The organism is Maritimimonas sp. 2405UD52-3 (genome assembly GCF_056591715.1).
The window spans coordinates 213,354-235,795 of the sequence record NZ_JBWQOL010000002.1 but is presented as its reverse complement, the minus strand read 5'-3'; the positions used below and the strand labels follow the sequence as shown (position 1 = coordinate 235,795).

At 32.6% G+C, this 22,442-nt stretch carries 19 protein-coding genes and 1 tRNA gene; 13 read left to right on the top strand and 7 right to left on the bottom strand.

The window, feature by feature from the left end:
• Positions 1-243 precede the first annotated feature (243 nt).
• The gene (locus tag AC1EU5_RS05220; RefSeq protein WP_480191309.1) at positions 244-2,394 is read left to right on the top strand and encodes a T9SS type A sorting domain-containing protein; all 2,151 of its coding nucleotides are present in this window, start codon (positions 244-246) and stop codon (positions 2,392-2,394) included.
• Positions 2,395-2,479: 85 nt separating this feature from the next.
• Here the strand turns inward: AC1EU5_RS05220 and AC1EU5_RS05215 are convergent, their stop codons facing one another.
• The 3 genes from AC1EU5_RS05215 to AC1EU5_RS05205 form a co-directional block, all read right to left on the bottom strand.
• Positions 2,480-3,160 (bottom strand): WbqC family protein, encoded by a 681-nt coding sequence (locus AC1EU5_RS05215; RefSeq protein WP_480191308.1) that lies wholly within the window; start codon positions 3,158-3,160, stop codon positions 2,480-2,482.
• 283 nt (positions 3,161-3,443) lie between these two features.
• Positions 3,444-4,184 (bottom strand): LytR/AlgR family response regulator transcription factor, encoded by a 741-nt coding sequence (locus tag AC1EU5_RS05210; RefSeq protein WP_480191307.1) that lies wholly within the window; start codon positions 4,182-4,184, stop codon positions 3,444-3,446.
• Between the two features lie 6 nt (positions 4,185-4,190).
• Positions 4,191-5,975, bottom strand: a complete 1,785-nt coding sequence (locus tag AC1EU5_RS05205) for a tetratricopeptide repeat-containing sensor histidine kinase (RefSeq protein WP_480191306.1) — start codon at positions 5,973-5,975, stop codon at positions 4,191-4,193.
• Positions 5,976-6,151: 176 nt separating this feature from the next.
• Here AC1EU5_RS05205 and AC1EU5_RS05200 point away from each other — a divergent pair, with 176 nt between their 5' ends.
• The 6 genes from AC1EU5_RS05200 to AC1EU5_RS05175 all read left to right on the top strand — a co-directional run bounded on the left by AC1EU5_RS05200 (position 6,152) and on the right by AC1EU5_RS05175 (position 12,007).
• Positions 6,152-6,628: a hypothetical protein gene (locus AC1EU5_RS05200; RefSeq protein WP_480191305.1), complete on the top strand. Its 477-nt coding sequence runs from the start codon at positions 6,152-6,154 to the stop codon at positions 6,626-6,628.
• Positions 6,621-7,619 carry a hypothetical protein gene (locus AC1EU5_RS05195; protein ID WP_480191304.1) on the top strand — a complete coding sequence of 333 codons (999 nt, stop codon included), beginning with the start codon at positions 6,621-6,623 and terminating at the stop codon, positions 7,617-7,619. Before AC1EU5_RS05200 ends, AC1EU5_RS05195 begins: the two co-directional genes overlap by 8 nt.
• 177 nt (positions 7,620-7,796) lie before the next feature.
• The gene (locus AC1EU5_RS05190) at positions 7,797-8,831 is read left to right on the top strand and encodes a hypothetical protein (protein WP_480191303.1); all 1,035 of its coding nucleotides are present in this window, start codon (positions 7,797-7,799) and stop codon (positions 8,829-8,831) included.
• 3 nt (positions 8,832-8,834) lie between these two features.
• Positions 8,835-9,905 (top strand): hypothetical protein, encoded by a 1,071-nt coding sequence (locus tag AC1EU5_RS05185; RefSeq protein ID WP_480191302.1) that lies wholly within the window; start codon positions 8,835-8,837, stop codon positions 9,903-9,905.
• 7 nt (positions 9,906-9,912) lie between these two features.
• A complete protein-coding gene (locus tag AC1EU5_RS05180; RefSeq protein ID WP_480191301.1) occupies positions 9,913-10,914 on the top strand; it encodes a hypothetical protein in 1,002 nt (333 codons plus the stop codon).
• A 10-nt stretch (positions 10,915-10,924) separates the two neighbouring features.
• Complete coding sequence (locus tag AC1EU5_RS05175; protein ID WP_480191300.1) at positions 10,925-12,007, top strand: hypothetical protein; 1,083 nt, start codon at positions 10,925-10,927, stop codon at positions 12,005-12,007.
• A gap of 291 nt (positions 12,008-12,298) precedes the next feature.
• On the opposite strand, the gene AC1EU5_RS05170 is transcribed toward AC1EU5_RS05175, so the two are convergent.
• A tRNA-Pro gene (locus AC1EU5_RS05170) sits at positions 12,299-12,373 on the bottom strand.
• A 326-nt stretch (positions 12,374-12,699) separates the two neighbouring features.
• On the opposite strand from AC1EU5_RS05170, the gene AC1EU5_RS05165 reads away from it, so the two are divergent.
• From AC1EU5_RS05165 to scpA, 6 genes are read left to right on the top strand one after another with little or no spacing between them, the layout of a single operon-like run.
• On the top strand, positions 12,700-13,806 hold the full coding sequence (locus AC1EU5_RS05165; RefSeq protein ID WP_480191299.1) for a PQQ-dependent sugar dehydrogenase: 1,107 nt from the start codon (positions 12,700-12,702) through the stop codon (positions 13,804-13,806).
• Positions 13,807-13,838: 32 nt separating this feature from the next.
• Positions 13,839-14,444, top strand: coding sequence for a uridine kinase (udk, locus tag AC1EU5_RS05160; RefSeq protein ID WP_480191298.1), 606 nt, complete (start codon positions 13,839-13,841; stop codon positions 14,442-14,444).
• Between the two features lie 6 nt (positions 14,445-14,450).
• Entirely contained in the window at positions 14,451-14,768 is a 318-nt protein-coding gene (locus tag AC1EU5_RS05155; protein ID WP_480191297.1) for an FtsB family cell division protein, read from the top strand.
• Between the two features lies 1 nt (position 14,769).
• Entirely contained in the window at positions 14,770-16,143 is a 1,374-nt protein-coding gene (locus tag AC1EU5_RS05150; RefSeq protein ID WP_480191296.1) for a methylmalonyl-CoA mutase subunit beta, read from the top strand.
• Positions 16,144-16,148: 5 nt separating this feature from the next.
• Positions 16,149-16,718 (top strand): SecDF P1 head subdomain-containing protein, encoded by a 570-nt coding sequence (locus tag AC1EU5_RS05145; RefSeq protein ID WP_480191295.1) that lies wholly within the window; start codon positions 16,149-16,151, stop codon positions 16,716-16,718.
• Positions 16,719-18,776, top strand: a complete 2,058-nt coding sequence (gene scpA / locus AC1EU5_RS05140) for a methylmalonyl-CoA mutase (protein ID WP_480191294.1) — start codon at positions 16,719-16,721, stop codon at positions 18,774-18,776. It abuts the gene before it with no gap.
• 10 nt (positions 18,777-18,786) lie between these two features.
• Here scpA and AC1EU5_RS05135 read toward each other — a convergent pair whose 3' ends face one another.
• The 3 genes from AC1EU5_RS05135 to AC1EU5_RS05125 form a co-directional block, all read right to left on the bottom strand.
• A complete protein-coding gene (locus AC1EU5_RS05135; RefSeq protein ID WP_480191293.1) occupies positions 18,787-19,548 on the bottom strand; it encodes a HEAT repeat domain-containing protein in 762 nt (253 codons plus the stop codon).
• 198 nt (positions 19,549-19,746) lie between these two features.
• Complete coding sequence (locus AC1EU5_RS05130) at positions 19,747-21,105, bottom strand: OmpP1/FadL family transporter (RefSeq protein WP_480191292.1); 1,359 nt, start codon at positions 21,103-21,105, stop codon at positions 19,747-19,749.
• A 25-nt stretch (positions 21,106-21,130) separates the two neighbouring features.
• Positions 21,131-22,411: a hypothetical protein gene (locus AC1EU5_RS05125; RefSeq protein ID WP_480191291.1), complete on the bottom strand. Its 1,281-nt coding sequence runs from the start codon at positions 22,409-22,411 to the stop codon at positions 21,131-21,133.
• Between the last annotated feature and the right edge of the window lie 31 nt (positions 22,412-22,442).

Genomic DNA, 22,442 nt, shown 5'->3' with positions numbered 1-22,442 from the left:
TATCTGATAATTGACTTAACATTACCACAACATTTTTGATGTATAGATGTGAATTTCGCCCTTATGAAAGGTTATGTATAAAAGCATTTTATGAAAAAAATCACTAGCTACAACCTTTAGTGAGCCCTACATTGTATAGTTTCATTCTTCTGTATAGTTTATATATCAAAATTGTAAGGCTTTTCTACCATTACAGTTGTACTTTTATTGTTCTTACCATTCTTAACTAAATAAATGTATACAATGATGAAAAAAATTACTTTACTGCTTATCCTTTTGACCATATCATTGGGGTTTGCTCAAACCAACCTCGAAGACTTTGAGTCTGGAATTGTAGCTGGTAATAATTGGGTTGCAGATAATGGGCTAGGCTCAGTTACTGTTGTTACTGATCCTGCTGCTGGAGGTACCAATGGTCTTGTAGGCCAAATAACTACTTCTTCTACTGGCGCTCCATGGCAAAATGCTCAACTTTTTTTGCAGGGTGATAATATAGATTTATCTTCTGCGAACAAGACTGTTACTGTTGATGTTTATTCAGATGTTGCTTTTACGATGCTGGCAAAAGCTGTAGACGGACCAGGGGGATTGCCAACTGAATCAGCAACGGATGCTAGCCATTCAGGAAATGGTTGGGAAACACTTAGTTTCGATTTTAACAATCCAAAGGACAATACTCCAGCGGGTAGCGAAGTATATTCAAGAATACTTTTTTTTCCTAATTGGACAGGTTCTGGTTGGAATGATCCAATTCTTGTAAGCACAACTTATGTAGATAATATAACTGCAATAGCGGCTTCACCTCCTGAAACTTGTAGTGATGGTATTATGAATCAAGATGAAACAGGTATAGATTGTGGTGGGGCAACTTGTGCTCCTTGTGCAGCACCTCCAAGTGTAGCTGCACCAACACCACCTGCAAGAGAACCGGGGGATGTAGTTTCTATATACAGTGATGCTTATACAGATGTTACTATTGATAATTTTGATTTTGGATTATGTACTGGTGGTGTTTCTAATCTTGCAGTAACAGAAGTTATGATTGCTGGTAATCCAACACAAAATTATCTGGGTGCTGGTTGTCAAGGAATAAGTATTGAGACAAACAGATTGGATTTGTCTGATTTTACTGATATTCATTTTGATTTTTACACAGATGATGCAATAGATGGAGCAGTTTTTAATATAAAATTAGTTGATTGGGCGGGTAATCCTACTGAGGCTGGAGCAACTGGTTTAGAAGTTATTTTTAATGCGGGTACTGATCCTGCATTGGTTGGAAATGAATGGGTTTCAGTAGATGTTGATATAACCTCTCTAGGTGGTATGGTTTTAGGTAATTTAACTAGAAGTGATATTGCTCAAATACACATTACATCAAATTTGTCGAATGCATGGTATGACAATTTGTATTTGTATAAAAAAATTCCTACTTGTGATGATGGTATTCAAAATCAAGGAGAAGAAGGCATAGATTGTGGAGGACCTTGCGAAGAATGTGGGACTTGTTCTGATGGAATACAAAACGGTGGTGAAACTGGTATTGATTGTGGCGGGCTAAATTGTGCACCGTGTACCGGACCTCCTACTGTCGCTGCACCAACACCACCAGCCAGAGCTGCTGCTGATGTAGCTTCTATTTATAGTGATGCTTATGCTGCTATTACTATTGATAATTTTGATTTTGGTTTGTGCAACGGTGGTGTTCCTAATCTTGCTGTATCAGAAGTAATGATTGCAGGTAATGCAACACAAAATTATCTTGGATCTGGATGTCAAGGGATAAGCATTGAGACAAATAGGTTAGACTTGTCAGAATTTACTAATATTCATTTTGATTTTTATACAGATGTATCCGGAGATGACTTAATAGGTAAAGTTTTTAATATAAAATTAGTTGATTGGGCAGGAAATCCAACAGAAGCTGGAGCAACAGGTTTAGAAGTTAATTTTAATGATGGTACAAACCCAGGAATAATTACTAGTACTTGGGTTTCGGTGGATGTTGATATAACTTCTCTTGGTGGCATGGTTGCAGGTAACTTGACAAGAAGTGACATTGCACAGATACATATTACTTCTAATTTACCTAATGCATGGTATGATAATTTTTATCTGTATAAAGGCAATGTTTTAAGTACTAATAACGTTGAATTTGAAAATTTAAAAGTGTACCCCAATCCTTCAGATAGTAGTTGGAACTTTATATCAGCAAAAGAAACAATTACAGATATTTCAATTTACAATGTCTTAGGAAAACAGGTAAAAAGCATTCAACCAAAGTCTTTACAAGCAACTGTTGATATTTCAGACTTTAGCAGCGGTGTTTATTTTGCAAGATTAACATCATCATCTAACAGTGCTAAAAGTACGGTTAAGCTTATAAAACAATAAGTATAAATTAAGATTTCCCTTTTTATAAAAAAAGTACATCACTTTAATAGTAATGTACTTTTTTTATTGATAAAATTATCTTAATCTAAATAAAACGCTTTGAATTCTTATTTTCAGAAAAGAGCAAATCTAGTACAGAAAGGTTCTCAATGAATTGATCTCCATTTTGATTGTATTTTGGATGTTCATAATGATGGTACGCAATCTTTATGTTTTCATTTTCAAAAATTTCTTTGTCTTGTTCTAAATAAATTTTAGCTCCCTTATTTGGAATAAATTCAGTTGCCTTGAATTTTTTACAAATGTCTAATAACAGGTGGCTTTTTTTTCCATTTACCTTTAATTCAGATGCACGAACCAACTTTGTAGATATTTCAAGATACTCACAACATTTAGTGATAAACGCTATATTAAAGTCAACAATTTTCTCCCATTCCTTTTCATAAAGCTCTTTTAAGAAAGTAATTTCTTCATATTTTTTTCCATAATTACTTTTAAACGTGTAAAGGTGCGTTGCTTTCCAATCTATAGTATTATCAATTAAAACATCTTTAATTAGGGTGTTGCTTTTTGATAAATTTGTAGGAATTCTAAGCCAAACTTCTGATTCACTATTTTTAGATCTAGATTTTACCCTATTCCGCATTTGCCATGAGCGCTTTTGAAATTTTACATTATCAAAAAAGACAAAAACATCTGAATTATTAATCATGTTAAAATAACCTATCCAAGGAAATAGAGTAGGTTGAGAAATGCTTATTTTCATTTACATATTCTTTTAATTTAACTAAATAAACAGATGTGATAGTTGTAAAAACTAAATTTAGAAACTTTCTAGGTTTTTAATTATCATTTTTAGCAACTAAAAGGGGATTTAATTGGTATTAATTTCTGCTTGAGGGTTTTGCAGTTGAACTTAAGCAAAACTAAGGAATTTTAGATAGTAAATAAAACAAACTCCAAATAATAGAAGATGTTTATGGAAAATTAAATTTCGTTAATCGCCTATTATTTTAATAGTCTTACTTTAATCTCAGTAAATTATTGTCTTACAAACCGTCCAATGCTTTTAAAAAATCATCCTTTCTTCTTTTAGCAACAGGCACTTCATTTTTACCATTCATAATTACATAAGCATTTGTCCCTCTTATGTATTTGCTTATTAATTTAATATTGATAAGATGAGATTGATGCACTCTAAAAAAACTATATGAATTTAACAATTCATCAAAATATTTTAATGTTTTAGATGCCAATATAGTCTTGTTGCCAGTTGAATAAACTCTAGTGTAGCTACCGTCTGCTTCACATCTTATAATGCCTGATACATCCAAAAAAATAGTCTCTTTCTCAGTAGCAATAATTATCTTTTTTTCGTCTTTGCTCGAAGTATTATGAAATAATGCATCTAATTTTATCGATGGGTTTGTCTTAAGAGTCTTATTTAACCGGTTCAATGTATCAGTAAGTTCATTTCTATCAATAGGCTTTAATAAATAATCAAAAGCACTAAATTTAATAGCTTCAATGGCATATTCATCATAAGCGGTAGTAAATATGATTTGAAATGTTATGTTCTTTATAGATCTTAATAAATCGAAAGCCGTTTTTTCATTTAATTGAATATCTAGAAAAATTAAATCTGGCCTTAACTTCTCTATAGTATTTTTTGCATCTTCAATTGTATGACAAATACTTGTAATTTCCAATATATGGGTATGGTTTACTAATAAAGACTGTAACCTTTCGGTACAATGCTTTTCATCGTCAACTATTACTGCTTTTATCATTAAAATTTAAAATTTAAGCTCAAGAGGGAGCGAAATTTCAACTCTTAAACCTTGTTCTTTATCAATGTAATTAATAGTTCCCATTACTTTCTTGGTTTTATTAATGATGTCCAATCGTTGATTGGTAATTTTTATTCCCATAGAATTTTTGCCATTTTCATTTTTAGTTGATCCATTTCTACCAACACCATCATCTTCAACAGCGCAAATCAATTTTTCGTTTTTTCTTTTTATTTCAATTAAAATAGTTCCCCCAGTTTCTTTTTTTGAAATACCGTGCCAAATACTGTTCTCTATTAGTGGTTGCAAAATTAAAGGTGGTATTAAAGTATTGCCTAAATCTATTGATGTATCAATTTGTACATTGTGCGTTAATTTATTTTTTAATCTTAAAGATTCTATTTCTATATACAGTTTTAGAAGCTCTAAATCCTCCTTAAGGGGAATCCATTGCTTTTCGGAGTTTTCTAAAATAGAACGTGTTAGTTTCGAAAACTTTGCCAAATACTCGTCTGCTTTTTTTACATCATTATTTATAAGGTAATTACTTATGGAGTTTAGTGAATTAAAGATAAAATGAGGATTCATTTGTGAACGTAATGCTTTTAATTCGGTTTCTGCCATTTTTGTTTTAAACTCAGCAATATTTTTCTGCGCCTCTGCATCTCGTTTTCGTTTGTATAAAAAATATCCTATCACTGAAAACAGCAACAAAAAACTCCCAATGCCAATGGCAGTATTTTTTATTAAATATTGACGTTGTATTTCGGCTTTGGCAAGCGTATCTTGCTTATCGAGCTGATACTGCATATCTTTTTTAGTTAACTCAGCCTTTTTTTCTTCTGTGGTTACACTGTCTTTTAGTTGAATATGTTTTTTATAAGCTATTAAAGATTTTTCATAATTTTTATCATTTTCATATACCTTATTTAGTACTTGCCAAGAATCTGCCTGCCACTCTACAGCATCTATGCTTTTTGAAACAACCAATGCCTTTTCTGCATAAGTTTTAGCTTTTTGATGTTCATTTAGTAATACAGAAATTTTCCCTAAACTGTTTAAGGCAGAAGCTTCTATGTACTTATTGTTAATCTTTTGAGAGAGTTGAAGTGCTTTTTTGTAATACTTTAAAGAGTTTTTGTAGTCTTTTTTTCTTTTATAAGCCAACCCTTTATTGTTGATAATGGCAGCTACAAAAAACGTATTATTCAAATTATTAGCCAGAGATAAAGCCTTATCAAAATAAGTCAGCGATTTATCAACGCTATTGGTTTCGCTATATACATTGCCAATATTATTAAAAGCTCTTATTTGATTGATAGTGTCTTTTAGTTGAACAGATATATTCAGGCAGTTGTTATAGTTAACTAATGCCTTATCAAAATCCTTCATATCGGCATAAATATTAGCTAAGTTGTTATATAGATTAATGGTTAATTTTTCGTTTTTAATATCTTCAGAAATGTTTAATGCTTCTAAAAAAAAATCCAAAGCCTTAAGGTTGTCTGCCATTGTATAATAGATACTTCCTTTTTGGTTTAAAGCTATGGCAGTACCATTTTTCCATTGTTTATCTTTTGCAATGATTAGGCCTTCATTAATGTATTCTAAAGCTCTTTGCGGGTTGCTGTATGTAAAATAATTTGAAGCATTAATTAGTTGTTGACTTCTAACTGTGTCCTTAATAATGTATTTATCTAAAAGGTCTGAAATAGAATCTTTTTCCTGTGTAAAACCAACTTGAAAAGAAAGAAGTGCTAAGAGTACTATTTTAATTTTTAAGAATTTCACTAAGTCGGCTTATAAAATATAAATGTAATCCTTTTGATTTTCAATTTATTAATTGGAAAAGAAAATATTTAAGCTAGTTAATTTTCCGAATACAAACGGAAACTTACCGAATACTAATTATAAAAACAAGCCTTAAAGTTTATAGCTAAATTTAGAATGCTAACTAGGTAAAAGTTATGAAAACAATTAAATTGCTTTTATGTTTTCTTCTCCTTTTATGTTTTAATACTGTTTTTACACAACAGAAAGAAGAAAAGAGTGAAATTTCTAAAGCATCCGAAAAGGTAAAGAAAACAAATTCTGAAACTAAAGAAGCTGTAGGTACAGCAAAAGAGACTTTAAAAGATATTGGCTCAATTTTTAAATCGAAAAAAAACAAACCTAAGCAAACGATACTAATTACTTTAAATAGTGTTGCGTATGGAAATGCCATTTTAAATGAGCTTCATAAGGCTATTAAAAATGCAAAGAACACAAAAAATGTAATAAAAAAATATCAAAATAATTCTGCCACATTTTCAATGAATTACAAAAAGAGTGCAGACGAATTATGGCAAGCATTACCCGCAAAAGTCACCAATAAGTTTAAGGTTTTATCTATTGAAGAAAATAGCGTTACTATTTCATTAAAGAGCAAAGCAGAAAATGAATAGAAAAATTAAATTGGTAAGTCTGGCATTTTTGCTCTTAACTGTGTTTTCATTTGCTGAAAATACAATAGGGAAGCCTTATGTTAATTCTCAAAATATTGAACTAAATACAGATGGGCTTTACTATGCTGAATTTTACGATTATATTTTTAGGGGACATTTTGAAAATATTAAACTTGAAAGAGAAGGTGTAGCGTTTTTAATGGTTTTCGAACAATATTTAAGAACTTTTGGATCAAAATGTCACAATTATTTACCACCAAATAAGGTAGAAATTATGGAACTGGTTTGTGCTCAAGAGGAGATTGGTTATAACGCTTATGGAGATGTCATTAGAAGAACCTGTGTAAAGTATAGATGGGATGGCACAGGTTTATTTGCAAAACCAGATTTATATGATGCTAAAATGGAACTTGAAAATATACAGAAGCAAAAAGGGATGCAAACATTTGTTGATATGGTAACTAACCCTAATGCCATGGGTAACTCTGTAGATTTACTGCATAGGCGTAAAGGCTTAAATAACGACATGATTCAATTTTTTGAGATGAACAAATGCAATAGTTTAGGCGTAAAACGCTTTGAAGAAAATCTTAAATTATTTGCACTTAATAAGCCCGGTATAAGAATGAAAACGAGTAGTAAATATGCTACTATGAAAGAATCAGGAGGCCCTGTGGGTTTACAAGATTTTAGTAAGTTAATTAATGATCTAGTAGTTAATCAGTCAAAAACATGGGCTTTAAATAAATATACGCCCAACAGTATCTCTGGTGTAACCATACTTTCAAAAGATAATAATGGTAGAGCTAAAGCATTAAAAGCAAACTATATATACAGTGGTTTTGGTAATAAAAGTAAAGGTTGGGTAAAAGTTACTTTTAAAAATGGCTTGCCAGACTGTATGTACTTTTTTGATTTTCCAAATAATTGTAAAACACCAAATAGCAGTATTGTGGCTTCGTATGCACAAGGAAAATATAAAAAGCAATAATCGATTATCCGTAAAACTTCATAAAGTGAGAAAGGACATTGTTCTGAACTTGTTTCTGAATCTCATAGTGCTGCAAATAATATTTGTAAATGGGCTCCTGAAATAAGTCGAGGTAACGTGACAGTAATTATGGCAAAAAACGGATATACATAGTAAGAATTGTAAAAATGAAAAATCATGATGCGTCATTACAACAAAGAAAAGCTGTTATATAGTATAATCTGTTTATTTCTTTTCAGTATTTCTGCTAATACACAAACCAACACATACAGTTTTGACATAGATGATGTCATTATCATAAAGTCTCCTTCAAAAAATTATAAAGACATTTTGTTACAGAGTCATAAAGGTTTACCAAGATTTGGTGTTTTAAACAGATATATTATATCTCGTGGTAAAATAGCACCTAATACAAGAGAAAAATCAAAATTAATAGGTAAAAGCTACTCAAGTTATATGGGATTAATTCAAATGGATTATATGAAATCTATATATAATGATTTTAACAGAGACGTTTTTACGTATGCATCTAATAGTAATATGAGTCAAAAAGAAAAAAACTCAGTTATTGCTCAACGACATTTTCGAGAACTATCACGTAATATTTGCACGAAAGAAGCAGGAAATATAAATGCTGGCACAAATGAATTTGAACGCAGAAGAAATTACAAAGACTTTGTTGCCAATAATTTAAATGGTTTAATAAAATGGAGTAGTACATTACTGAAAAATAATAGTATTACAGGCTATTGGGTAAATAGAATAAGCCTAACAGATTATGACTTTGATAAGAAAGGGTATTGGATTTATATCACACTAGCTACAAGACCTCAACGCAAAAGTCATCATAGTTTTTTCTCAAATTTTACTCCAAAAATGAGTTATGAAAAAAAGCTGCCTTTAAATCAAAATAGAAAAGGTATAACACCTCCACTAAAAGTGTTATTTAAAATATCGCTAGAAGCAGCAGAAAAAATACAACCAAAACATAGTGGAAATGTTAGAAATGCTCCTACTGCAAATATCTTATTTATGACAGCAAAAGTAAAAGTTATACTTAAAGAGTTTAGTGTAGACAAGAATATGGGGAATCCAAATGTTCCATATTTTGAGCATCATTTTGAAAGTCCAATAATTACATTATATAAAGATGCAGCTTTAACAGAAAAAGTAGGCGAAATTTCTTTAGAAAACTTAATTACAGAAAATTAAACCATGACACATATAAGAAGTCTTAAAATAGTATTTGTAATACAGTTTTTAGTGTTTTACAATATCATAAATGCTCAAGAGAACTCAATCGCCTCTGTTAAAAAAATAGGATATGAAGACACTAAAATATTCAAAGCGCCTTCTCAAAATTTTATATCTATAACATTACAAACACATAAAGGGCTTTTAAGATTCGGGAGACAAAATAGCTACTCCTTATTGCCGAACGGAAGCCATTTAAGTCATAAAATAGTTCAAGCAAAAGGCATCGATAAAAAAAACACCAAACTTAACGAGAGTAGACAAGCTTTTATACAACTACTTCGTCTGAAATATATGGTAGATGAGTATAAAGATTTAGATAAAGAATCGTTTACAGTACATGCCAGTAGTATGTATAAAGAAGAGAAAAATTCGTTGCAAGCACAAGAACAATTGTTACAACTTGCAAATGCTATTAGTAGTATTCCACTTATGTCTAAGTATTTCTGTAATTCTAAAATAGATAACTGTAATTATAATTCCGAAAACTTTTACAGAGGCTTTCGCAACATTAATCATTGGGGAGGTAAAGGAGCAAATGAGTTTAAGAAATTAAACAGTTACACAAGCTATGTGTCACAGTACCTAGAGCCATTACAGAAATGGAGTGCCGATTTATTTATAGATAATACCATAAACGGTTATGTGGTATTAACATCTAGACTTGGCAGGTATGATTTTAAAAATAAAGGTTTTTGGTTGAGTTACCATAGTAGTCAAAGCAGTTGGTTTTTTCTTCGCTTTTTCGATTTGGCTCCTAATACAATCCATGAACGAAAACTAACAAATTCTAATGCCTCATCTGTTTTATATAAAATGGCACCAGATAAAGCAGAAAAATTTTCCGAAAAAACAAAAACTATTTATATGGTTTTTAAAGTAAAAATATTACTAAAGGGTATTGACCCATATAGGGAGGCTATTAAATCATCTTTTTCTTTAGAAAATTCGATTATAGAATTGTATGATACCGAAGATTTAAAAACTAAAATTGGAGAAATTCTGATAGACGAAAATTTATCAGTTAAATAAATCAAATATGAAATCAGCTAATTTTTTTCTAAAAATTATTATTTTTTGCATTATTACTATACAATTACGTGCACAATCTAAAGACGCAAATAATAGCTATATATCATTCAAAGCACCTTCTTCTAACTTTATAGATGTAGAAATTGAAGCTCATAAGGGCTTACCAAGATTCGGAAACCTTCTTTTTAAAAAGATAAATAAAGAATTAAGTACTCAAAAGGCGTTTGAAGAGCTAGTTAAAATGAAATACATGTCTGCAGCTTATGCAGATATGGATAAAAACAAGCTAACTAAAAAAGACCGTTCACAAGCTGGTGATAAAAAAAATGATAATTCAGTTTTTGCACAAAGTCATTTATTAAGATTGGCTGGCATGGTATGTTCTGAAGAAATTTTAAAAAAATATTTTTGTGATGATTCAAGTACTCAACCATGTTCTTATGCAGTCGATAAATATGGACAGCGCCCTAGACCATCTTATTGGGGAGGTGTACGTAATTTTAATGTAAGCGAGTTTAAACAACATCGCAGTTATACCAGTTTTATAAAAGATCACTTAGAAGAACTACAGATATGGAGCAAAACATTTTTCCCAAAGGATGAACTTATTGCATATTATGTTAGTAGAGCAGGTATAAGTGCAAGATACGGTCAAAGCCCTTATGACTTTAAGAAAAAAGGCTATTTTATTTTTAACCAAATGAATGGTAAACAATTTCTTCATTCTTCTTGTTTTGAAGCGACTGATGAAAATGAGAAAAAATTAAAGTATAGTAGCAGTAATGGTATCTTTTTACCAATGTCTCCCGAAAAGGCAAAAGTGTTAAAGCTTCAAAAAGGGAGTCCAATTTTCTTAGTTTATAAAGTGAAAATAACTGCATCTGAAACTGAGTTTAGTAAACTAAAGCTATCTTTTAGATTAGAAGACAGAATTATTGAGGTCTATAAAGACAAAACGTTAACCGATAAAATAGGAGAAATCTCTATGGATAACCTTATCACTAAATAGTATTAACATTATGAATCGCAAAAAATTAGTTACTTATCTATTATTTATTTTATCATTAACAATATCACTAAATAGTGTACATGCTCAATCTACTAGCGAAAGTATAGATATGACTGATGTTCTTACGATTAAGTCGTCATCATATAAATTTAAGTCCATACACATTCAAACGCATAAAGGATTACCAAGATTTGGAACACATAATCAATACCGTTTTATTGGTAAATATGGAGGATTACAAGTAGATAAATCCAAACATACATTGCTAAGTGATGGCTTTAAAAATTATCACAATATGATTAAAATGAAATATATGGCTTCATATTTTAATGATATAGACAAGATATATTTAACTGCGCTTACACGAGAAAATCGAGATAACAAAAAAGACATTCATTCATCAGCAGCACAAAAACATTTGTTGACGTTAATGCATACTTTAGCTTCTAACGAACTTTTACACGCCTATTTTTGTGAAGTTTCCACAAACCCAAAGTGCAGATATACAGGAATGTGGGGTGGCACTAGAGATGAATTTGTAGCACAAGAAAAATATGCAGCTTTTGTTGCAAAAAACTTAGAAGAACTTAGAAAATGGAGTACTTCTTTTTTTAAAGATGATAATGAAATAGGCTATTTCGTTACACGTCATAAATTTGGGCAATATGATTTTGATAAAGGTGGTTTTTGGGTGAAATTGCCTCCTCATCATGAAAAACCTTTTGGATTTAATTCATCAGACGAAGCCTTCTTCTTTGAATTTTTGCCCGAAGAATCTTTTGAAAATACGTATTTGAATAGTATTAAGAACACATTTCCAAAAGTATTATTACCTATGACTGCTGATAAAGCAGAAGATTTCCTAAATAATAGAGATATAAGCTTTTCGGACAGAAGACCCTCTGAATTTATTTATTCTGCTATTAAAGTACGTATTGTTTATAAAAAATTAGAAACAAATAATATTATGTCTCCTCAGCTTAAATTTACGTACCAGTTTGAGGACCCAATAGTAGAGTTTTATAAGGATATTGAATTAACAAAAAAAATAGGAGAAATTTCGTTAGAAAGCCCTTTCTATAGCAAAAAATAATTTTGATTTTTAATGTTATAATTGGAATTAAACCTATTCTATCTATTTAAAAGGAACTGGCTTTAGTTAGACTGTCTAAGATTTTTGATATACAAATCATATCTAGATTGTAGAGCAAGAGGGTAACACGCTACGCGATGTTACTAATTCATAATTATAAATACTTGTAATTTTTTGAATGTGTTGATTTATTTGTGAGTATATTTAATCAAATCAAATTTAATGACTGCTCTAAACTAAAAAAGTCCTCTTAAGAAAATAAATTTTCTATGAGAACTCTTGTTTACTTTGTCGGGGTGGCAGGATTCGAACCTGCGACCTCCGCGTCCCAAACGCGGCGCGATAACCGGGCTACGCTACACCCCGAAAAATAGTCTTTAGACTATAAAATTTCAATAAATAAATTCCAAAACACAAAACTAACCCAAACTGAGTAGCCCGGTTCCGGGCGGAGTTTATGCCGTGCTTGACACGGTACGACACCCCGAATTGAGTGTTAAGAAAATGTCTAGTAGACATTTTTAACGAAAGGGCCAGCCAGCGGGTAGGCTTTCATTAAACTCAAACCTTATTTCTTTCATAGAATAAATATCTGTAATAGATATTCTAAAAAAAGAAGCGTGCAAATATACTTTTTCTTAACAGATATACTAGTGAATAATTAGTAAATTCACATCAGTAATTTATATCAAATGAAGTTGTATTATTTTCCTTTTGTAATTGTGTTTTTTGTTTATGTTTCTTCTTGTTCCCAAAGCAAAACTCAAAAGAATACTAAATATTCTTTTGAAGAAGTAGTGCCTGACCTATACATTCCATGGGGGTTTACGTTTTTGCCAGATGAGTCTATATTGATTGCTGAAAAATCTGGTTCACTTATTCATTTTAAAAATGGAGTAAAAAAGAAAATAAAAGGATTACCAGAAATAGAAGTATTAGGGCAGGGCGGTTTAATGGATGTGGAACTACACCCTAACTATAAGAAAAATGGTTGGGTCTATATTACTTATGCTTCTAATACAGGTGGTGGAAGAGGTGCAAATACCGCCCTAATGCGGTTTAAATTAGAAGGTGCAGAAATGAAAGAAAAAGAACTGCTATATAAAGCAACTCCAAATACTGGTAAAGGGCAACATTTTGGTTCAAGAATAGAATTTGATAATGATGGTTATTTATATTTCACTATTGGCGATAGAGGAAATAGAGATGTTAATCCTCAGGATATTTCAAGAGACGGAGGTAAGGTCTATAGATTACATGATGATGGTTCTATTCCTAAAGACAATCCTTTCACAAATAAAAATAATGCTAAGAAGGCTATTTATTCGTATGGGCATCGCAATCCACAAGGTATGAAAATACACCCAGAGACAGGAAAAATTTGGACACATGAACATGGGCCCAGAGGAGGTGATGAAATCAATGTGGTTCAAAAAGGAAAAAATTATGGCTGGCCCAAAATTACCTATGGAATTAATTATAGTGGCTCTAAAATAACTGATAATACTAACTTACCAGGAATGGAACAACCTGTTCATTACTGGACTCCCTCTATTGCACCTAGTGGAATGGTATTTGTAACCAGCGATAAATACCCTGAGCTAAAGGGAAATTTATTGGTGGGCTCATTGAAATTTCAGTATGTGAATCTTTGTAAATTAGATGACGAGAAGGTAATAAAGGAAGAAAGATTGTTGGATGGAATTGGTAGAGTGCGTAGTTTGGAACAAGGTCCGGACGGTTACGTTTATGTAGGGGTTGAAAATCTAGGAATTGTTAAAATTATTCCAAAGAAATAATAGTAAATTTGTCAAACTATTAAACTAATTTCATGCTAATTATAGGGATTGCCGGTGGAACTGGAAGTGGTAAAACTACAGTTGTTAACCAAATTATTAATGAGTTACCAGACAAAGATGTTACTGTCATTTCGCAAGACTCATATTACAAGGCAACAGATAACCTGACCTATGAAGAGCGGTCAAAAATTAATTTTGACCATCCTAGAGCTATTGATTTTAAATTGTTAGTAGCACATTTGTTAGATTTAAAAGAAGGAAAATCTATAGATCAACCGGTATATTCATTTGCAACACATAACCGCACAAAAGATACCGTTAAAACACACCCTAGCAAAGTTATTATTGTAGAAGGTATTTTGATACTTTCAAAACGTAAAGTGCGTGATTTGATGGATATTAAGGTGTTTGTGCATGCTGATTCTGATGAGCGATTGATAAGAAGATTAAAGCGCGATATTCAAGATAGAGGCAGAGATATGAATGAGGTTTTAAATCGCTATCAAGAAACATTAAAACCTATGCATGAGCAATTTATAGAGCCTATGAAGGAGTATGCAGATATTATTATTCCTAATAATAAATACAATACAGTTGCTGTTGATATTGTACGGACGATCATTAACGAAAAGTTATAGCCACTGATGGCATTGAAAGATATTTTAAAGCACCCAGTAACGAAGTTTTTAAGCAATCGTTATGTGATTATTCTTTTACTTTTTATTGTATGGATGGTGTTTTTTGATGAAAATTCTTTTTTGAATCATAGAGAACTTAATAAAGAGCTTGATAAGCTTGAAAAATCAAATGAGTATTTTGAAAAAGAAATCACCCATGACAAGAAGATTATTAAGAACTTACAAAATCCTGATTCATTAGAGCGCTTTGCTCGTGAAGAATATAGGATGAAAAAGAAAGATGAAGACATCTATATTATTGAGTTTGATACTCTGAAAAAGTAATATGAGTTCATTTATATTTAAGGAGTTTGATGAAGTATCAGCAAAGCAATGGAAACAGAAGATTCAGGTTGATCTTAAAGGGGCAGATTATAATGATGCCTTAGTCTGGGAATCAAACGAGGGAATTAAAGTAAAACCTTTTTATCATAAAGACGAATATCAAGCATTAGATATTCCTGATATTAATGGTTTTACTGCTATTTGTCAATTCATTTTCATTTCTGATGAGCAAACGGCTAATTTTTTAGCAAAAGATGCTCTAAATAGAGGAGCAAACTCACTTCTATTTGAAGCAAATGAACCGTTTGATATAACTACCCTTTTACAAGATGTCACCCTGAACGCAGTTGAAGGGTCTATCCATTTTAAATTAGGTTTCTGGTCTGAAAGTTTCTTTACAGATTTAATTGATAAAACGAAAAATCATAAAGTTTTTTTAAATCTTGACCCCATTGGAAACTTAGCGAAACAGGGGAATTGGTTCTCGGGTAAAAAGCAGACTGATTTAGAAATGATGGTTAATTTACAAAACTCAACTTCTGAAAGCGCAAATGTAATAGGTGTTGATGCGAGTTTGTATCAAAATGCTGGTGCTAATATGGTACAACAAATTAGCTATGCTTTGGCACATGCAAATGAATATCTCAACATCATTGCGAGTGAAACAAAGCAATCTATAAAGTCAATCCAATTTAACTTTGCGATTGGTGGCAATTACTTCTTCGAAATTGCCAAGTTGAGAGCATTCAGATATCTATGGAAATTGTTATGTGAACAGTATGACCTTGTTATTGAGCCTCATATTTTTGCACAACCTAGTTCACGGAATAAAACCTTATATGATTATAATACAAATATGCTTAGAACTACTACTGAGAGTATGAGTGCATTGTTAGGAGGAGCAAATACTATTTCTAATGTGGCTTATGATAGTATTTATCATAAGAAAAATGAATTTGGTGAACGTATAGCACGTAATCAAATATTGGTATTACAAGAGGAGAGCTATTTTAAAGAGGCTTCAAGATTTACAGAAGGGTCTTATTATATAGAATCACTAACCAAACAACTGGCTGAAAAAGCGCTGGAGCTTTTCAAGGATATAGAAAAATCAGGTGGATTTTTAAAACAGTTGTTTGAAGGTACTATTCAGCGAAAAATAGAAGAAAGCGCTTCAAAGGAACAAATACAATTTGATGCTGGACAGGAAATTTTGTTGGGAACAAACAAACACCCTAATGCTAATGATAAAATGAAAGATAATTTGGAGTTGTATCCTTTTGTAAAAACAAAACCTAGAAAAACATTAATTCAGCCAATAATTGCAAAGCGACTAGCTGAAAAATTAGAGCAAAAGCGATTAAAAAAAGAATAATAGTTATGGAAACTACAGACTCTTTAATAAAATATTTTTTCCCATTTGTGGTATTATTACAATCCTTTGGATGTGATTTTTATGATAAAAGTTACACAGCATATGATCCCGCACCTGTAGATTCAAGTACGGAAACAATTGCTGCGCCAGCCGTAGTTCGCAATATAGATTGTTCTGAATTATTAGAATATAAATACAATGGTTTTTATGAAACAGTAGAAGATGGTAAACTATTTACGTTAAATACACCTTCAAAAAAAGATAGCCTTAAAGTTTTAGAAAGTGCTATGATCAATAGTAATGACTTTGCTACAGTAGCTAAGATCTTTGATTATATGGGAAACCCTAGTCTACTTGTCACTCTTACAGAGAATGGTAAATTGATTTTTGAAGAGTTTACAACACAAAACATAAACAAAAAAATAGCGATAATTATAAATGATAAATTGATCGCAGCACCTAAAATTTTAGCTGCAATTGGTGGAGGAAAGGTTGAAATTTCTGGGAATTTTACGCAAGAAGAGGTAAATGAGCTGTACGACGCCATAGATGCATTAATTTATTGTAAAAATTAAATGATTAGAAAAGACATTCAACATATTCAAATTGAAGCAAAAGATGCAAAGTCAAAAACTTTTGAGCATGAGAATTTTGTTGCTGGTATTGCTCCTAACTTGCGTGGTCCTTATTCAACTATGTATGTACGTCGCCCGTGGACAATTCGTCAATATGCCGGATTTTCTACCGCCGAAGAGAGTAATGCCTTTTATAGAAGAAATTTAGCTGCCGGTCAAAAAGGGTTATCTGTGGCATTTGATCTGGCAACACATAGAGGTTATGATTCTGATCATGAACGTGTACAAGGAGATGTGGGCAAGGCTGGTGTTGCTATAGACTCAGTTGAGGATATGAAAATATTATTTGATCAAATTCCTTTAGATCAGATGTCAGTGTCTATGACCATGAATGGAGCTGTGCTTCCAATTATGGCTTTTTATATTGTGGCAGCAGAAGAGCAGGGGGTAGCTCCTGAAAAACTTTCAGGCACAATTCAAAATGACATTCTAAAAGAGTTCATGGTTCGTAATACATATATCTATCCTCCAACTCCTTCTATGAAGATTGTTGCTGACATTTTTAAATATACCAGCAAAAATATGCCCAAGTTCAATTCTATTTCTATCTCTGGGTATCATATGCAAGAAGCGGGTGCCACTCCTGAAATTGAACTGGCATATACCTTGGCAGATGGGTTAGAATATATAAGAACAGGTATTGAAGCAGGGATGGATATTGACAGTTTTGCACCTCGCTTATCTTTCTTTTGGGCTATAGGGATGCATCATTTTCAGGAAATTGCTAAACTGCGAGCTGGTAGGATGTTATGGGCAAAGATTGTGAAGCAATTTGACCCAAGAAATCCCAAATCACTAGCCTTAAGAACACATTGCCAAACGAGCGGTTGGAGTTTAACAGCTCAGGATCCGTTTAATAATGTTGCAAGAACGGCTATTGAAGCTATGGCAGCAGCTTTTGGAGGTACTCAAAGCTTGCATACCAATGCCTTGGATGAAGCTATTGCGCTACCTACCGATTTTTCTGCAAGAATAGCGCGTAACACACAAATTTATATTCAAGAGGAAACAAAAATTACAAAAACAGTAGATCCTTGGGCAGGTTCTCATTATGTTGAGGAATTAACTGAAGATATGGCGTCCAAAGCATGGGACTTAATTCAGGAAGTGGAAGATCTTGGTGGAATGACAAAAGCGATTGAAAAAGGAATTCCTAAATTGAGAATAGAAGAGGCAGCAGCTAAAAAACAAGCGCGAATTGACAGTGGTCAAGATGTGATAGTGGGTGTAAATAAATATCAATTAAAGGAGGAGGATCCTTTACATATTTTAGAAGTAGATAATCAAGCTGTGCGGCAATCTCAAATTGAAGGACTACAGACACTTAAAACTGAAAGAAGTTCTGGTAAGGTAAATAGGGCATTAAGCGAATTAACTAAATGTGCTGAAACGGGTGGTGGAAATTTATTAGCTTTAGCTGTTGAAGCTGCAAGAGAACGGGCAACACTGGGGGAAATATCAAATGCACTAGAGACCGTTTTTGGTAGGTATAAAGCAACCATAAATTCAATTACAGGAGTGTATAGTAGAGAAATAAAAGAAGATGATACGTTTAAAAAAGCTACTGATTTAGCAGATCAATTTGCGGATTTAGAAGGTAGACGCCCAAGGATAATGGTAGCAAAAATGGGGCAGGATGGTCATGATAGAGGTGCTAAAGTAGTAGCAACAAGTTTTGCTGACTTGGGTTTTGATGTAGATATCGGCCCCTTATTTCAGACTCCAAAAGAAGCCGCAAAACAAGCAGTAGAAAATGATGTGCACATTTTAGGTATATCATCGCTTGCCGCAGGTCATAAAACATTGGTGCCTCAAGTGATTGCCGAATTGAAAAATTATGGACGCGAAGATATTATGGTCATTGCTGGAGGCGTCATTCCGCCTCAAGATTATCAATTCTTATTTGATGCCGGCGTAGTAGGTGTTTTTGGTCCCGGTACCAAAATTGCAAAAGCAGCCATTGAAATTTTGGAAATTTTAATTGATAGTACTGAATAGTCTTATTGGGCTAAGGTAAGTAGTACTTGTCTATATATTGAATGGCTTGCTTTTGTGTTAAATATGAAAATTTCGCATATCTGGAATGCACGTCAATAATTTCATCTAAGGCATGCTGTACGAGCTCTTTATTTTTCCAGGTATTCAAATGTTGAATGATCGTTTCTAAACACCCTTTTTTATATGCAATTTGTCCAAGCACATGTATTAACGTGTTTCTTACTCTTGGTGTTTCATCATATTCTAGAAGTTTAAGTAATGGAAGAATGTCTTGAGGATACTTTCTGCCTCTTAATTCTAAACCATGACATATTTCTCTTCTTATTTCTTTGTCAGGATGCTTCAAATACTGTTCAGCCCATTTCAAAACTGGTTCCGGATCTTTCTCTCCCATTTTTTTAAGAGAACCTATGACGGCATTTCTAACTTTATGGTGTGTGTCAAATAAGCCTATATCAAAGAAATATGTCACTTTATCAAAATAAAATTTTCCTATTTCTCCTGCTGCATTAATAGTAGTTTGACGAATAAGCTCATTTTCAGACTTTAGTAATTCTTTGAGTTGATTAATAATGGTAGCTCTTAAATCTCGTTTACTAAAAAAGAGTTTTCCTATAGTTTGATAGGCTGTCTTTCTAATATAAGTATCTTCATTTGAGAAGTACTTGATAATATTTAGAAAATCATTTTTCTGGAGATCAATGTTGATTTCATGATGAATTTTATTAACTAATTCAAGTCGTTTTACTTTAGGTAGGTCATAGAATTTCATTACTGCAAATTTAGAAGTAAACAATTGAAAAATGAAAAACCCGAGTAAAACTCGGGCTTTTGTATAAAAACTCTAAATTATATTGATAACTGTGATTTCCGTTATTTGCCATTAAAGGGAATCAAATCTATAAGTAATAACTTGACTTTATCCTTTTTTATTGTTTACAGTACATTAAAAATTAGTTAAAACTCTAAATTAAAAACTGAATCCTAATGTAGCTGTAAATCTATCGTTCGTAATATCTAATTCAGCAGGTAGTGCAGATGCATCATCAATGAAATTATAAAAATCAGTATTATCAGTTCTTTGATAAGCAAAATCTAATTTGGCGCCGCCTTTAAATTTAAAACCTAGGCCAACAGAATAACCTGAAACATGGTCAGAGTCTATTGCATCTTTATAAGGGCTTTCCTGAAAATTATAACCACCTCGTAAGCTTATATTGTCAATACGCCACTCAGCACCAACTCTAAACTCAGAAGTTCCTTGTAAATCATTTGAAAATGAAGTATTATCATCTTGAAATGTGCCAGTAGGTTTTAGTTTTAAATTATTAAAATCTCTATAGATGTAATCAAAACTAATAAGGCCTTCTTTACCGAATAGGTAAGCAAAACTTCCTGTTAATTTTCCAGGAGTTGTGATATCATAATCAAAAATGCTATTCTCAGTTATACCTGGGTCGATATCTGGGTCTCCATTGAAAAATAAGGTATCATCATAACCAATAAATTCTTCTGAGAGCTGATACCATGTAGGCGACTGATATGAGACACCTAGCCGTATATATTGTGATGGTTTTGCAATGAGCCCAACACTAAATGAAACGCCGTTTCCTGTTGTAAACAATTCCTCTTCCGCCAAAGCATCAAATGTGTTTTCATTACCATCATTATTAAACTCTCGAACTTGTGTTAACTGATAAAAATCTAGGTCATATGCAGTTACAGAAGCTCCTATATAAATCTTTTCACTGGGTTGAGTGGCCAATGCTAATACCAACTTATCATTCCTGCCATCGGTAAAATTTCTGAAATTTGTACCTTCAAAAAACTCATAAACTCCATCAGGGTCATAGAAATTAGAAATAGGCGCAATAGGCTGATCAAAATCATCTATTGGTAAACCATCCGCAAACCAATTGTTCTCGAAATCTTTACTAATCGAATAGTTAAAACCTATTGCCAATTTTCTTAAATGTGAATGTCTTCCACCACCAACAACAAATACACCACCAACTTGATTAAAATTGAAATAATTATCGTTGTTGTCTAATATATCTCCATAAAGATTTGTTTCAATATCAGTATTTCTTACACCTATGGTACCAGCAAATCCCGTTTTTTTAAACACTGCTATACCTGCAGGATTCACATCCATTGCTGAATAATCACCGCCTAAAGCTCCAAAGGCCCCGCTCATGGCATTATAGCGAGCTGTACCATTTACATCACCTCTTGAGAATAGTACTGCGGCATCTGCATTACTTAAAACTTGGCCGTTCATTGCTAAGGAGGATAGAATTCCTCCTATTAGAAAAAATAGCTTTTTCATAAAATGTCTTCTTTAATTTATTCGATTAACGTCTTCTTGATGAACTTCTACTTGATGATCTGGTTGCTGATCTTGAAGAACTACTTCTAGAAGGTGCGCTTCTAACTGAAGATCTTGATCTTGATGGAGACGAAGGTCTGCTGTAACTTCTAGTTCTGTTAGAGCTAGAACTTCGGGTATTATAATTTCTAGACCTTGATGTACTAGGCCTGCTGTAGTTTCTACTATAAGTTCTAGTTGTTCCACTACTTGAAGCTCTTCTTTGAGGAGTGCTTCTAGAGTAGGAAACCCTATTTCGTGTACTTGATGAACTTCTTCTAATATTAGAATTATTAGCGGTGCCGGCTCTTGAGGTTCTTGTACCGCTTCTAGTCACTCCATAGTTAGATGTCGTACCTCTAGAAGTACTTCGTCTAATAGTATTAGATCTTCTAATGCTACTTGAACTTCTAACTGCTGAGCCACGTCTAACTTGTGAAGTACTTCTTCTAACACCAGAGCTATTTCTTCTGGTAACTCCACTAGAACGCCTTATTGATGAGTTGCTGGCTACGCCTCTGCGCACACCAGAACTTGATCTTCTGGAAAGGCCTGATGTATTTGTATACCTACTGGCCAAAGATGACCTTCTGCTTACACCAGTTCTTGTACTTCTTCTGTTGGTATTGAAAGCATAACGTCTGCCATATGTTGTATTATAGTAAGGACTTCTGTAATAATTTCTACCATAGAAACCACGTCCAAATCTATTGTATCCATAAAAACCACCCCATCCATATCCACCATAAAACCATGGGTCATAAAATCCGCCATAATAAGGAGGGCAGTAAATGCCGCCAATTCCCCAGCCAGCGCCCCATCCGGCACCCCAGCCCCAGCCTCCCCAAAGGCCAAAAGGTCTACCAAAACCACCCCATCCGAAGCCATTATTATAGATGTTTACATCTACATTATCTGTATACTCCCAAGGTGTATTTCCATCAACATATTTTTGTTCAACATAAGGCTCTTCATCACCATAACCTAAAGAATCTATATCTGTAAAGATATCTTCATCAGTAATATCCGCATATTTATCAGCTTCATTTTTGAAGTAATCCTCATATTTAGATGATTTCTTCTCTTCTCTAACCACAACAACCTCTCTTTGATCACTAGTTTTCCTTTGATCATCAGCATAAATACCATCATCTTCTGAAGTTGTATTTGCATCTCTATATACAATACAAGATGTTGTGGAGCTTAAGAGTATCAATCCTATGACTGATACAAATAGGGAGCGGATCGCGTAATTATTAATTTTCATATCTAATGGCTTTTTCTTATTGTAAATTACA

Coding starts and splice junctions, on each gene's coding strand:
- AC1EU5_RS05210 (WP_480191307.1), bottom strand. CDS start 4,184: ATGATAAAAGCAGTAATAGTTGACGATGAAAAGCATTGTACCGAAAGG.
- AC1EU5_RS05145 (WP_480191295.1), top strand. CDS start 16,149: ATGGAAACTACAGACTCTTTAATAAAATATTTTTTCCCATTTGTGGTA.
- AC1EU5_RS05190 (WP_480191303.1), top strand. CDS start 7,797: ATGATGCGTCATTACAACAAAGAAAAGCTGTTATATAGTATAATCTGT.
- AC1EU5_RS05200 (WP_480191305.1), top strand. CDS start 6,152: ATGAAAACAATTAAATTGCTTTTATGTTTTCTTCTCCTTTTATGTTTT.
- AC1EU5_RS05215 (WP_480191308.1), bottom strand. CDS start 3,160: ATGAAAATAAGCATTTCTCAACCTACTCTATTTCCTTGGATAGGTTAT.
- AC1EU5_RS05220 (WP_480191309.1), top strand. CDS start 244: ATGATGAAAAAAATTACTTTACTGCTTATCCTTTTGACCATATCATTG.
- AC1EU5_RS05150 (WP_480191296.1), top strand. CDS start 14,770: ATGAGTTCATTTATATTTAAGGAGTTTGATGAAGTATCAGCAAAGCAA.
- AC1EU5_RS05175 (WP_480191300.1), top strand. CDS start 10,925: ATGAATCGCAAAAAATTAGTTACTTATCTATTATTTATTTTATCATTA.
- AC1EU5_RS05135 (WP_480191293.1), bottom strand. CDS start 19,548: ATGAAATTCTATGACCTACCTAAAGTAAAACGACTTGAATTAGTTAAT.
- AC1EU5_RS05125 (WP_480191291.1), bottom strand. CDS start 22,411: ATGAAAATTAATAATTACGCGATCCGCTCCCTATTTGTATCAGTCATA.
- AC1EU5_RS05130 (WP_480191292.1), bottom strand. CDS start 21,105: ATGAAAAAGCTATTTTTTCTAATAGGAGGAATTCTATCCTCCTTAGCA.
- udk (WP_480191298.1), top strand. CDS start 13,839: ATGCTAATTATAGGGATTGCCGGTGGAACTGGAAGTGGTAAAACTACA.
- AC1EU5_RS05180 (WP_480191301.1), top strand. CDS start 9,913: ATGAAATCAGCTAATTTTTTTCTAAAAATTATTATTTTTTGCATTATT.
- scpA (WP_480191294.1), top strand. CDS start 16,719: ATGATTAGAAAAGACATTCAACATATTCAAATTGAAGCAAAAGATGCA.
- AC1EU5_RS05195 (WP_480191304.1), top strand. CDS start 6,621: ATGAATAGAAAAATTAAATTGGTAAGTCTGGCATTTTTGCTCTTAACT.
- AC1EU5_RS05155 (WP_480191297.1), top strand. CDS start 14,451: ATGGCATTGAAAGATATTTTAAAGCACCCAGTAACGAAGTTTTTAAGC.
- AC1EU5_RS05185 (WP_480191302.1), top strand. CDS start 8,835: ATGACACATATAAGAAGTCTTAAAATAGTATTTGTAATACAGTTTTTA.
- AC1EU5_RS05165 (WP_480191299.1), top strand. CDS start 12,700: ATGAAGTTGTATTATTTTCCTTTTGTAATTGTGTTTTTTGTTTATGTT.